Genomic DNA, 11,843 nt, shown 5'->3' on the forward strand with positions numbered 1-11,843 from the left:
ATTTCGCCGGTGATGGAGGCACGCAGACCGACTTTGCCATGGATAGCCGGCGCACTCAGACCCGCCCAACCTTTTTCCAGGACGAAACCACGGATGTCGCCCGCATCATCTTTACCCCAGACCACGAAGACATCAGCGATCGGACTGTTGGTAATCCACATCTTGCTGCCGGACAGGCGATAGCCACCCTCCACCTTCCTGGCACGGGTAATCATCGAGCCTGGATCGGAGCCATGGTCGGGCTCGGTCAGGCCGAAACAGCCAATCCATTCGCCGGAGGCCAGCTTGGGCAGGTATTTCTGTTTTTGCGCTTCAGTACCGAATTCGTTGATTGGCACCATCACCAGGGAGGACTGCACGCTCATCATGGAGCGATAGCCCGAATCGACACGCTCGACTTCGCGAGCGATCAGGCCGTAGCACACGTAATTCAGGCCGCTGCCCCCGTATTGCTCAGGAATGGTCGCCCCGAGCAAACCGATCTCGCCCATTTCACGGAAAATTGCAGGGTCGGTGTGCTCATGGCGAAAGGCTTCGAGAACACGCGGGGCGAGCTTGTCACGGGCAAACTGCTCAGCGCTGTCGCGCACCATGCGCTCTTCTTCAGTGAGTTGTTGATCCAGCAACAGCGGATCGATCCAGTTGAAGCTTGCTTTGCCGCCCATGAGCGAGTCCTCGCGAAGTAGGTCAGAAGTCGTGGGCTGATCCTAGGCCGGGTTTCGGAATACGGCAAACGAGGATTTCGCATACTGTTGTGCTAATTTCTCACTTCGTAATATTAAGAAATGCCTTTTTATGCGATCAATTAGTGAGGTAGCGGTACATGCGCAGAAAGATTCCGAGTACGACCGCGCTCATCAGTTTCGAGGCGGCCGCCAGGCATGAGAGCTTTACCAAGGCGGCGCAAGAGCTTTCCCTCACTCAAGGTGCGATTTGCCGACAGATCGCCAGCCTGGAGGAGTTCCTCAACGTCGAGTTGTTCAGGCGTTCTCGGCGCGGGGTCAAACTTACCGAAGCAGGTCTTTCTTATAGCCGCCGCATTGCAACCCAACTGGATGCGGTCGAACGCGACACGCTATCGGTGATGGGCCAGCAGGGCGCCAACGTGATCGAACTGGCGGTCGTGCCGACGTTCGGCACTCAATGGCTGCTGCCGAGACTCAAGGATTTCCAGCAACGCCATCCGGACGTAACGGTCAATCTGACTAACCGTACGCGGCCCTTCCTGTTTGCGGACACCGACTTCGATGCGGCGATTTACTTTGGTGACGCTGACTGGTCCGGCACAGAATCCCATCGCCTGATGGGGGAGAACCCCATGCCCGTGTGCAGCCCGCATCTTCTGGGCAATCGCGACAGTCTGAGCGCCGAAGACATTGCCGAACTCCCCCTGCTGCAACAGACCACGCGTCCTTATGCCTGGCGCCAGTGGTTCAGCTCCCTGAACCTGAATATCGCTCGCGACATGACAGGGCCGCGTTACGAGCTATTCTCCATGCTTGCCCAAGCCGCCATGCATGAAATGGGTGTTGCTTTGATTCCACCGTTCCTGATCCAGCGCGAATTGGCCGAGAAACGCCTGGTGATTGCCAACCACCACGCGCTATCAAGCATTAAGGCCTATTACCTGATGATTCCAGAGCGAAAGGTGGAATCAGCCTCTTTACGTGCATTTCGTGACTGGCTGGTAGAGCAGGCTCATAGCTACACACTGGTCACTGAGCAGCCCTCAGCCATTAGTTGATCTTGTAGTCAGCAATTTAAAAGCACTACAGATATACGAATATGTCGCCTTTTCACTGACTGTACCGATTCCGTTAAAAATAGGAGTATAGGGCCTTAAACCGGGCGCTATAGCGTGGACTCAAACAGCGCGAAGGTTATTCACAATGCGAATCGTCAAATTTGTCCGATTTCATCCAGAAACCCTACAAGCCAAGTAATTAGCGGCTTAAGCCCAACCCTTGCGACATTCGGTCACAGGGTGACTTGTAGTTAATCTTCCGTCACCCTTCATAACTTGTTGAAGGGATCGAACTTCGCCTGCAAAATGCCGCGCCTCGCCTTTTTATGGCGGGATCGTGCTGATCAGCCGCCCCAGCCGCACCGTCCGTAGTGCACTGGCCTATTTAAAAGATAAAAAGATAAAAAGATCACGCAGGAGATTTGACGTGCACATTGGTGTTCCTCTCGAGACCCAAACGGGTGAAATGCGGGTTGCTGCAACCCCGGAAACCATCAAGAAGCTGATCGGCCAAGGCCATCGGGTCACTGTGCAAAGCGGCGCAGGCATTAATGCCAGCGTGACAGACAGTGCCTATGAAACGGCAGGCGCCACCATTGGCAGTGCCACCGATGCCTTCGACGCCGAGCTTATTCTCAAGGTCGTCGCTCCCAGCGATCACGAACTCACCCAGATCAAGAGCGGCACCGTTGTCGTCGGGATGCTCAATCCGTTCAGCAACGAGACCATCGCGAAAATGGCGGAATGCGGGATTACCGCGTTCGCCCTCGAAGCCGCACCGCGCACTTCCCGCGCGCAGAGCCTTGATGTGCTGTCCTCGCAAGCCAACATTGCCGGCTATAAAGCCGTGCTGGTGGCGGCCCATTACTACCCGCGCTTCATGCCCATGCTGATGACGGCCGCAGGTACCGTGAAGGCGGCCCGCGTGCTGATTCTTGGCGCTGGAGTTGCTGGCTTGCAGGCGATTGCCACTGCCAAGCGTCTGGGCGCAGTGATTGAGGCGTCCGACGTACGTCCCGCAGTGAAGGAGCAGATCGAGTCCCTCGGCGCCAAGTTCGTCGACGTGCCCTACGAGACTGACGAAGAGCGTGAATGCGCGGTCGGCGTCGGCGGTTACGCCCGGCCGATGCCTGCCAGCTGGATGCAGCGTCAGGCGGTGGCGGTTCACGAGCGCGCCAAACTGGCTGACATCGTGATTACCACGGCATTGATTCCTGGGCGCAAGGCACCGGTGTTGCTGAGCGCTGAAACCGTCGCGCAGATGAAGCCAGGTTCAGTGGTGATCGATCTGGCGGCAGCTCAAGGCGGCAATTGCCCGCTGACCGTGGCCGACCAAGTGATCATCGCGCATGGCGTGACTATTGTTGGTCATACCAACCTGCCGGCGATGGTCGCAGCCGATGCCTCTGCGCTGTACGCACGCAACCTGCTGGACTTCATGAAACTGCTGTTCACCCCAGAAGGGCAGCTTCAGATCAATCTCGAAGACGACATCGTCGCCGCGTGCCTGATGTGCCGCGACGGCCAAGTCATCCGCAAGAACGCCTAAGGACTAAGACGATGGAAGAGTTTATCTCCCCCGGTATCTACAACCTGATCATCTTCGTGCTGGCGATTTATGTCGGTTATCACGTGGTCTGGAACGTTACCCCTGCACTGCACACGCCGCTGATGGCCGTGACCAACGCCATCTCGGCCATCGTCATCGTTGGCGCCATGCTCGCCGCTGCACTGACGGTCACCCCGCTGGGCAAAACCATGGGCACCCTGGCAGTGGCTCTGGCTGCCGTGAATGTGTTCGGTGGCTTCCTGGTCACCCGACGCATGCTGGAAATGTTCAAGAAGAAAGCACCTAAAGCAGCGAAAGCCAAAGACCTGCCGGTAAACGCCGAGGTGCAGAAGTCATGAGCATGAATCTGGTTACCACCCTGTATCTGATCGCCTCGATCTGCTTCATCCAGGCGCTCAAGGGCTTGTCCCACCCCACCTCTTCGCGACGCGGCAATCTGTTCGGCATGCTGGGCATGGGGCTGGCAGTGATTACCACTGTTGGCCTGGTCTACAAGCTGGGCGCGCTTTCTTTAGAACAAGGCGGGGCATCTGCTGGCATCGGCTACATCATCGTCGGCCTGCTGGTCGGTGGTACTGCCGGTTCGATCATGGCCAAACGCGTTGAAATGACCAAGATGCCGGAACTGGTCGCCTTCATGCACAGCATGATCGGCCTGGCGGCGGTGTTCATTGCTATCGCCGCCGTCGTCGAGCCGCAATCGCTGGGCATCGTCAAACACTTGGGCGACTCGATTCCGCCGGGCAACCGTCTGGAGCTGTTCCTCGGCGCTGCCATCGGCGCCATCACCTTCTCTGGTTCGGTAATCGCGTTCGGCAAGCTGGCGGGCAAGTACAAGTTCCGCCTGTTTCAGGGCGCACCGGTACAGTTTGCCGGTCAGCATAAGCTGAACCTGCTGCTGGGGCTCGCGACGCTGGCGTTCGGCGTGATCTTCATCGCCACCGGCGATCTGGGCGCGTTCGCCTTGATGCTGGCCCTGGCCTTCGTGATAGGTGTGCTGCTGATCATCCCTATCGGCGGCGCAGACATGCCGGTAGTGGTCTCGATGCTCAACAGCTATTCAGGCTGGGCAGCGGCGGGCATTGGCTTCTCGCTGAACAACTCGATGCTGATCATCGCAGGTTCGCTGGTGGGCTCATCCGGCGCCATCCTCTCCTACATCATGTGCAAGGCGATGAACCGTTCGTTCTTCAACGTGATTGGTGGTGGCTTCGGTGGTGCAGTGGATGCAGGCGGTCCAGCAGGTGCCAAGGAAGCGCGGCCGGTCAAATCCGGTTCGGCTGACGACGCCACCTTCCTGCTGACCAACGCCGACACGGTGATCATCGTTCCAGGCTACGGCCTGGCCGTGGCTCGGGCGCAACACGCGCTCAAGGAGCTGACCGAGAAACTGACCCATCGTGGCGTGACCGTGAAGTATGCAATCCACCCGGTCGCCGGGCGGATGCCGGGGCACATGAACGTGCTGCTCGCCGAAGCCGAAGTGCCTTACGACCAGGTGTTCGAGATGGAGGACATCAACTCCGAGTTCGGCCAGGCCGACGTGGTGCTGGTGCTTGGCGCCAACGACGTGGTCAACCCGGCGGCGAAGAACGATCCGAAATCACCGATTGCCGGCATGCCGATCCTTGAGGCTTATAAAGCCAAAACCGTGATCGTCAACAAGCGCTCGATGGCCAGCGGTTATGCCGGTCTGGATAACGAACTGTTCTACCTGGACAAGACCATGATGGTCTTCGGCGACGCCAAGAAGGTCATCGAAGACATGGTCAAAGCGGTCGATTAACACTTCGTAGCACTGCTCTAAACACGTTTTGCTCTAACCCCAGCGCGATCATCGGCTGGGGTTTTTTACATTTACCGCAACAGTGTTTTACACCCGCCCCCCCTGATTAGATGGCCCGAATGCGACCTTGGTAGCGGGACGAAAAAAGCTCAACTCTCTAGACTTCATATCTTGCTTCCGCTGCCCGAGATGACTATCCATGTACCGTGATCGTATTCGTTTGCCTTCCCTATTAAGTAAGGTGATGAGCGCGGCAGATGCCGCTGGCTTGATTCAGGACGGCATGACCGTCGGCATGAGCGGCTTCACACGCGCCGGTGACGCCAAGGCGGTGCCCCATGCGCTGGCCGAACGCGCCAAGCTGTCACCGCTGAAGATCAGCCTCATGACTGGCGCCAGCCTGGGCAACGACCTCGACAAGCAACTGACCGAAGCTGGCGTGCTGTCCCGGCGCATGCCTTTCCAGGTCGACAGCACCCTGCGCAAAGCCATCAACGACGGCACGGTGATGTTCATCGACCAGCACCTTTCGGACACGGTCGAGCAATTGCGTAACCGGCAGATCAAGGCCGTGGACTTGGCCGTCATCGAATGTGTAGCCATTACCGAAGAGGGGCATCTGGTCCTGAGCACCTCGGTAGGCAACTCGGCCAGCTTCGCCATCCTGGCCAAGCAAGTGATCATCGAGATCAACCTGGCCCAACCCTTGGAGTTGGAAGGCCTGCATGACATCTATATCCCCAGCTATCGGCCGACCCGTCTGCCGATCCCGGTACTGAAGGCTGACAGTCGTATCGGCAGCCACGCCGTGCAGATTGATCCGGCGAAGATCATCGGCATTGTCATCAGCAATCAGCCTGACTCGCACTCGACGATCCTGCCTCCGGACCTGGAAACCCAGGCCATCGCCAATCATCTGGTCGAGTTCTTCAAAAACGAAGTGCGCGAAAATCGCCTGACCAACAGCCTGATGCCACTCCAAGCGGGCATCGGCACCATTGCCAACGCGGTGATGCATGGCCTGCTGGATTCGCCGTTCCATGACATGACCATGTATTCCGAAGTGCTACAGGATTCGACCTTCGATTTGTTCGATGCCGGGAAACTGAGTTTTGCCTCCGGCAGCTCCATGACCCTGTCCGCTGCCAAGCACCTTGAAGTGTTCAGTGATCTAGCCCGCTACAAACCGCAATTGGTGCTGCGCCCGCAGGAGATCTCCAACCACCCTGAGGTCATCCGCCGCCTGGGGATTATCGGCATCAACACCGCGCTGGAGTTCGATCTGTACGGTAACGTCAACTCCACCCACGTCTGTGGCACACGGATGATGAACGGCATTGGCGGCTCGGGGGATTTTGCGCGCAACGCGCATCTGGCGATCTTCGTTACCAAGTCAATCGCCAAGAGCGGCGCCATCTCCAGCGTGGTACCGATGGTCAGCCATGTCGATCACACCGAACACGACGTCGACATTCTGGTGACCGAGATTGGCCTGGCTGACTTGCGTGGCCTGGCACCCCGCGAGCGTGCACGGGTCGTAATTGACAACTGTGTGCATCCGGCATATCGCGAAGCGCTCAATGACTACTTCATTGCGGCCTGCAAACGAGGCGGCCATACCCCTCATGTGCTGCGCGAAGCACTCAGTTGGCACATCAACCTGGATGAAACCGGGAAAATGCTCGCCGTCTGAACTCAATAGCGGATAGCTGACCACCTTTTTTGTGTTGTCAGTTATCCAGCCAAACTCAGTAATTTAAAAAACTGTACTGCTGTACCGGTCATTTTCAGGCTATAAATTCAACTATTTGGCTGATTCCGACCAATTGCGCACCATAAAGGCGCACACCAGTACAGTTGCCCCTTTTTAGAACAAAACAGTGCCTATAAACAGTTAACTGAACCAGCACAATTGAAGTGAACTGTGTCTGGAGAGACTGGCCAAGAGAGAGGAAGATTGGCACCAGTTAAGCCACTATCTAAACCCGCCATAAGCGGAAGGAAGTCATCATGGAACGTACACTCAGTTCCGACATGTTTTACGAAAACACTGCTGCAACCGAAAAAGCTGTATGGCCTCTTCGCGCTTTCGCCAACCTGATGCTCTGGCAGCGTCGCATCTCCAGCCGCCACCAATTGGCTCGTCTGGACGCACGTTTGCTGGCTGACGCCGGGATTAGCGAATCGCAACGTTACGAAGAGTTGAGCAAGCCGTTCTGGCGCTAATTTAGCGCTCGCTGGTCTCAGACCTCCGGTCTCCCACCAGCACCCCGAATTGCTCCATACAAGACCCGTCGCAGGTAACTGCCGACGGGTTTTGTCATTTCAGTGATCCGCGTTTGTGCTGACAAACCGAGAACGGGTCTTCTGGAACGGTACAGTTTTTATGTTTATAAAAACAACCTATACAGTTTATTTTGACTTGTTTTTTAAGCACATAGCGCCATCAATACCGGCCTCTTGTCGCCAAATACGCTCTGGAGCTGACCCGGGATGGTGTGCGTAGCGCCGCTGAGCTAGGCTTACGCCTGTTCAGTTCACCTTTTTTAGTCATTGGAGTTCACCATGTCCCGCCTACGCCTGCTTAGCGCTGTAGCCCTGCTGGCTGTTGTCACCGGCGCAAGCGCTTCGAGCTTTGTCGTCACCACCGATGCTGTGGTTCGCGCTGTCGATGCATCCTCCAACGCGACATCCAAAGTCTCGTCGTCACTCAAGGACAACAAAATCGTTCTCGCGGCGCGTGACGATGCGGCCAGCTTTGTCGCCAGCCGAGGCGAAATCCGCGGCGTGCAACTGGAAGGGGCCCTGGACTATATCCGCCAACAGGCTCCACAACTCAATGCAACCGACGCTCAGTTGGCTCAGGCAATTTTGGCCCTCTGACTCGTTGCCCCTCTGATTCCGCGTCATTCGATGCTCATCGGCTAGCCCGCGATTGTCGGGTTAGCTCTGGTTCGGGCATTGCGCCAGCCTTGCCCGCCCCCTCGACAAAAAACTGATACTTGCCACCCAGGATGATGCTGCAGCGTTTTAGCCAGTGATGGCCAACTGCGAGGAGCACAACTGGAGTCGGCCCTGCTTCTTTTACGTGAAGAGCTACGTCAGACCCCGCCAAAACTTTGTGTCAGCGATCTTGAACTGGCACGGGCAATTCTCGTCCAATAGTTATGTTGTTTCTTCTGCACTTTGGAGACGTTCCATGCGCACCCCGCTGATTGCCGCTACCCTTGGCTTGTTGCTGCTGGCCGGTGTAGCCCAGGCTGAAACAGTGAAGGCCACCAGTAACATCGTCGTTCGCGCCTTTGACCGCAGCGTCGACTTCACTTCCGACACCACCTCCTCGATCCGCGATAAAAAGGTTGTGATCCAGGCCAAGGATGACGCCGCCAGCTATGTTGCCAGCCAAGGCGAGATTCGCGGGGCTCAGCTTGAGGCCGCTTTCGATACCTTGCGTGCCCGCCTGCCCGAAGCCAGAGATGCCAGCGACCAAACACTCGCCGAAGCCATTCTCGCGCTGTGAGGCGCCTCATCGGCTGGCTGCTGTCCTCGGCGTTGTTGCTGGTCGGCAATAGTGCTGTAGCCGGCTTGAGCCTGTCGCTCAACACCGACGGCCTCAGTCCGGCACAACAACACGCCAGTCAGACCCTGCTCGATGAAGCCATGCAGGACTTGCCGCCGCGCTTTATCGAGCAACTCGATCGTCGCGTCGAAGTGCAGTGGTCCACCGATCTGCCGAGCAACGGTTATGGAGAAGCGTCCGGCCCCAATCAGCTCGCGTTGAACAGCAATCTGCTGGCAGGTCTGACAGATGGCTCGGCGGCGACCCAGAAAACCAATCGCCCCCACGGCACCGTGCGCCGGGAAATGCTCGCCACTGTGCTGCATGAACTCACCCACATTTATGATCGCGCCATGCTGTGGCCTGATGCCGAACGCAGGCTGATCCTCAGTTGCCAGCGCCAGGCCAATAGCCTGGGCAAGATCGGCCTGCCAGATCGCTGCCGTGGTGAAACAGCCCGACGCTTCACCCTCAGCGACAACCCTCGGTTACTGGACCTCGCCGGCTGGCCGCAATACGTCGGTCGCAGAGGCGAACGTGAAGAGCACAATCGCCAGGTCGCCCGCAGCCCGGACATCTACGAGATCAGCAATCCGCGTGAGTTCGTCGCGGTGAACATGGAGTATTTCCTGCTCGATCCGGGCTACGCTTGCCGGCGCCCTGCACTGTACGCGTACTACAAAGAACATTTCGGCTGGGCTCCGGCAGCCAAAGATGAGTGCCCGACATCCTTCCCTTTCCTCAACGCCGGCAGCGATTTCGGCCTGCAGCCATTGGGTAAAATCGACCCCGAACGGGTGTACGCCGTCGATTATCTGCTGGCCGAAGCCAATCAAAACTGGGTCAGCCGCTGGGGCCACAGCATGCTCCGACTGGTGATCTGCAAACCGGGACGGCCACGCGGGCCGGATTGCCGTTTGGATCTGGACCAGCATCTGGTGTTGTCCTACCGCGCCTTTGTCGGCGATGTGCAGCTATCAAGCTGGGATGGTCTGACGGGCGTGTATCCATCACGCCTGTTCGTCCTGCCGCTGGGGCAGGTGATCGACGAATACACCAAGACCGAAATGCGCAGCCTGGCTTCGGTGCCTCTCAATCTGTCACGCCCGCAAATCAACGACCTGGTGGAGCACGCTGCCGAGCTGCATTGGAGTTACGACGGCAATTACTACTTCCTGTCGAACAACTGCGCCGTGGAAACCCTGAAGCTGTTGCGCAGCGGCACGGATGATTCGCGTCTCAAGGGCCTGGACAGCATTATCCCTAACGGTTTGCTGAAGGTGCTTGACGCACGCGGCCTGGCCGATACCAGTGTGCTGAAGGATCCGCGTGAGGCCTTGCGTCTGGGGTATCGCTTCGATTCCTATCGCGACCGCTATCAGGCGATGTTCGACGTGCTGAAAAAACAGTTGACGATCAAACAGACCACGGTCGAAGACTGGCTGTCGCTCTCCGCCAAGGAACGTAGCGACTGGTTTGCCAACGCCGATCTGCGCACCAGCGCGGCCATGCTTTTGCTGGAACAAGCCAGTTTGCGTCGACAACTGCTGCTGGCTCAGGAAGAAGTCAAGCAGCGCTACCTCAGCGCCCGGGAACAGAAGGATGGCAGCGTCTCCCAGGCCACCGGTACCTTGCGCGAAATCCTCGCCAGCAGCGGCTTCCTCAGTCGCCCGGCGGAGTTACTCGACAGCGGCGGTTACGGTTTGCCTCAGGCAAGCGAATGGCAGCGCCTGGAAGACGAAAGCAGCCAGCGCCAGAAACAGTTGCTGCGCTTGACCGGCGACCTGGACAAAGAGGTTCGCGCCTTGCTCGAACCCGGCCGCGCTGCGGAAATCGCCGCCAACGAAGCCAACCTCAAGCAGATTGGCGAACACCTGCGCGCGCTGCATAAAGCGGCCGGCGGGCTGGAGTTGCCGTAACTGCCACACCGCGTCGCCTGGATCGCTATGTTCCCAGGCAACACACAAAACATCTGTAGGAGCGGGCTTGCCCGCGATCGGCTGCGGAGCAGTCGCAAAATCAGCGAACTCGATTTTGGCAGTAGAACTGTGCCCCGTATGTGCGCCTATCGTGGGTCAGCCCGTGCATTTGCTCAGCCCGTTGGTGCCTTCAACCTATTTGTTGGTGGCGCTGGCCGGCATCGAATTTGGTGATCATCAGCGTTTTACCCTCAAATGGGCAGTTCTGGTCTGCCTGTGCATAATGTTTGCCGCTCTACTGATGGGGATTTTCCCGTTCTTCAGCAGTCTGTAACGCAAACGATTCACCCCTCTATCAGCTCGCCTCGACCGGGTTTCGGCCTTGAGGCGGGGTAACAGCGGGGTATTAACCGCTCAAAGGAATACCTATGGAATGGCTGACCAACCCGGAAATCTGGGTTGCTTTTTTCACCCTGACTGCCCTGGAGATCGTCCTGGGCATCGACAACATCATCATGATTTCGATTCTGGTCAGCCGCATGCCCAAACCCATGCAGCCACGCACCCGGATTTTCGGCCTGGCGCTGGCCATGCTCACGCGGATCCTGTTGTTGCTGTCGATCACTTGGGTCATGCGCTTGACCGCGGATCTGTTCGTGGTCTTCGGCCAAGGTATTTCCGGCCGCGACCTGATCCTGTTCTTCGGCGGTCTGTTCCTGCTGTGGAAAAGCTCCCAGGAGATCTACCACAGTCTGGAAGGTGAAGAAGAAACGGTCGACGAGCCCAAAGGCAAGGGCGGTCTGTTCCTCTACACCATCATCCAGATCGCGATCATCGATATCGTATTCTCGCTGGACTCGGTGATCACTGCGGTCGGCATGGTGTCCCACGTGCCGGTCATGATTGCCGCCATCGTCGTGGCGGTACTGGTGATGATGTTGTGCGCTGCTGCAATCAGCAATTTCATCGACAAACACCCGTCGCTGAAGATGTTGGCGCTGTCCTTCCTGATGGTGGTCGGGACCGTGCTGATTGCGGAATCGTTCGGCGTGCATGTGCCCAAGGGCTATGTGTATTTCGCCATGGCGTTCTCCCTGGCGGTGGAAGCCATCAACATCAAGATGCGCAGCGCAATGGCGAAAAAGAAGGCACTGAGCGAGCCGGTCAAGCTGCGCAAAGATGTCCCTGACCAGTAATCGCACCGCTTGAAAAATGACCAGGCAAAGACAACGGGGCATTGAGTGCCCCGTTTTTTCCTGAGTTCT

The 11,843-nt window shown here is 57.6% G+C and carries 11 protein-coding genes and 2 pseudogenes (1 of these 13 only partly in view); 12 read left to right on the forward strand and 1 reads right to left on the reverse strand.

Features of this window, described 5'->3' with window-relative positions; genetic code table 11:
* Positions 1–665 carry the 5' portion of an acyl-CoA dehydrogenase gene (locus AC1MEE_RS25000; RefSeq protein WP_480412175.1) on the reverse strand. It extends 517 nt beyond the left edge of the window, so 665 of the gene's 1,182 nt are visible here — the first part of the coding sequence; its start codon is at positions 663–665; its stop codon lies beyond the left edge, outside the window.
* A 158-nt stretch (positions 666–823) separates the two neighbouring features.
* Between AC1MEE_RS25000 and AC1MEE_RS25005 the strand changes: the two genes are divergently transcribed.
* The 12 genes and pseudogenes from AC1MEE_RS25005 (at position 824) to AC1MEE_RS25060 (ending at position 11,774) form a co-directional block, all read left to right on the forward strand.
* Positions 824–1,744, forward strand: coding sequence for a LysR family transcriptional regulator (locus AC1MEE_RS25005; RefSeq protein ID WP_480412176.1), 921 nt, complete (start codon positions 824–826; stop codon positions 1,742–1,744).
* A 427-nt stretch (positions 1,745–2,171) separates the two neighbouring features.
* Entirely contained in the window at positions 2,172–3,293 is a 1,122-nt protein-coding gene (locus AC1MEE_RS25010; protein WP_480412177.1) for a Re/Si-specific NAD(P)(+) transhydrogenase subunit alpha, read from the forward strand.
* A gap of 11 nt (positions 3,294–3,304) precedes the next feature.
* Positions 3,305–3,652, forward strand: a complete 348-nt coding sequence (locus AC1MEE_RS25015; RefSeq protein ID WP_480412178.1) for an NAD(P) transhydrogenase subunit alpha part 2 — start codon at positions 3,305–3,307, stop codon at positions 3,650–3,652.
* Positions 3,649–5,100, forward strand: a complete 1,452-nt coding sequence (locus tag AC1MEE_RS25020) for an NAD(P)(+) transhydrogenase (Re/Si-specific) subunit beta (protein WP_480412179.1) — start codon at positions 3,649–3,651, stop codon at positions 5,098–5,100. Before AC1MEE_RS25015 ends, AC1MEE_RS25020 begins: the two co-directional genes overlap by 4 nt.
* Positions 5,101–5,299: 199 nt before the next feature.
* Positions 5,300–6,793 (forward strand): acetyl-CoA hydrolase/transferase family protein, encoded by a 1,494-nt coding sequence (locus AC1MEE_RS25025; RefSeq protein ID WP_480412180.1) that lies wholly within the window; start codon positions 5,300–5,302, stop codon positions 6,791–6,793.
* A gap of 317 nt (positions 6,794–7,110) precedes the next feature.
* Positions 7,111–7,326, forward strand: coding sequence for a DUF1127 domain-containing protein (locus AC1MEE_RS25030; protein ID WP_480412181.1), 216 nt, complete (start codon positions 7,111–7,113; stop codon positions 7,324–7,326).
* A 339-nt stretch (positions 7,327–7,665) separates the two neighbouring features.
* Positions 7,666–7,983 carry a DUF2388 domain-containing protein gene (locus AC1MEE_RS25035; RefSeq protein WP_480412182.1) on the forward strand — a complete coding sequence of 106 codons (318 nt, stop codon included), beginning with the start codon at positions 7,666–7,668 and terminating at the stop codon, positions 7,981–7,983.
* A 97-nt stretch (positions 7,984–8,080) separates the two neighbouring features.
* Positions 8,081–8,265: pseudogene (locus AC1MEE_RS25040) on the forward strand (DUF2388 domain-containing protein); the annotation flags it as partial.
* 34 nt (positions 8,266–8,299) lie between these two features.
* Positions 8,300–8,620 carry a DUF2388 domain-containing protein gene (locus tag AC1MEE_RS25045; RefSeq protein ID WP_480412183.1) on the forward strand — a complete coding sequence of 107 codons (321 nt, stop codon included), beginning with the start codon at positions 8,300–8,302 and terminating at the stop codon, positions 8,618–8,620.
* Positions 8,617–10,578 (forward strand): DUF7844 domain-containing protein, encoded by a 1,962-nt coding sequence (locus AC1MEE_RS25050; RefSeq protein WP_480412184.1) that lies wholly within the window; start codon positions 8,617–8,619, stop codon positions 10,576–10,578. Before AC1MEE_RS25045 ends, AC1MEE_RS25050 begins: the two co-directional genes overlap by 4 nt.
* A 142-nt stretch (positions 10,579–10,720) precedes the next feature.
* Positions 10,721–10,912, forward strand: a pseudogene (locus tag AC1MEE_RS25055) (citrate transporter); the annotation flags it as partial.
* Between the two features lie 94 nt (positions 10,913–11,006).
* Positions 11,007–11,774 carry a TerC family protein gene (locus AC1MEE_RS25060; protein WP_480412185.1) on the forward strand — a complete coding sequence of 256 codons (768 nt, stop codon included), beginning with the start codon at positions 11,007–11,009 and terminating at the stop codon, positions 11,772–11,774.
* Positions 11,775–11,843 lie beyond the last annotated feature (69 nt).

This window comes from Pseudomonas sp. ASL3, from assembly GCF_056680425.1.

Excerpts from the sequence above, each read along its gene's own strand:
- AC1MEE_RS25005 (WP_480412176.1), top strand. The coding sequence starts at position 824 with ATGCGCAGAAAGATTCCGAGTACGACCGCGCTCATCAGTTTCGAGGCG.
- AC1MEE_RS25015 (WP_480412178.1), top strand. The coding sequence starts at position 3,305 with ATGGAAGAGTTTATCTCCCCCGGTATCTACAACCTGATCATCTTCGTG.
- AC1MEE_RS25020 (WP_480412179.1), top strand. The coding sequence starts at position 3,649 with ATGAGCATGAATCTGGTTACCACCCTGTATCTGATCGCCTCGATCTGC.
- AC1MEE_RS25025 (WP_480412180.1), top strand. The coding sequence starts at position 5,300 with ATGTACCGTGATCGTATTCGTTTGCCTTCCCTATTAAGTAAGGTGATG.
- AC1MEE_RS25030 (WP_480412181.1), top strand. The coding sequence starts at position 7,111 with ATGGAACGTACACTCAGTTCCGACATGTTTTACGAAAACACTGCTGCA.
- AC1MEE_RS25035 (WP_480412182.1), top strand. The coding sequence starts at position 7,666 with ATGTCCCGCCTACGCCTGCTTAGCGCTGTAGCCCTGCTGGCTGTTGTC.
- AC1MEE_RS25045 (WP_480412183.1), top strand. The coding sequence starts at position 8,300 with ATGCGCACCCCGCTGATTGCCGCTACCCTTGGCTTGTTGCTGCTGGCC.
- AC1MEE_RS25060 (WP_480412185.1), top strand. The coding sequence starts at position 11,007 with ATGGAATGGCTGACCAACCCGGAAATCTGGGTTGCTTTTTTCACCCTG.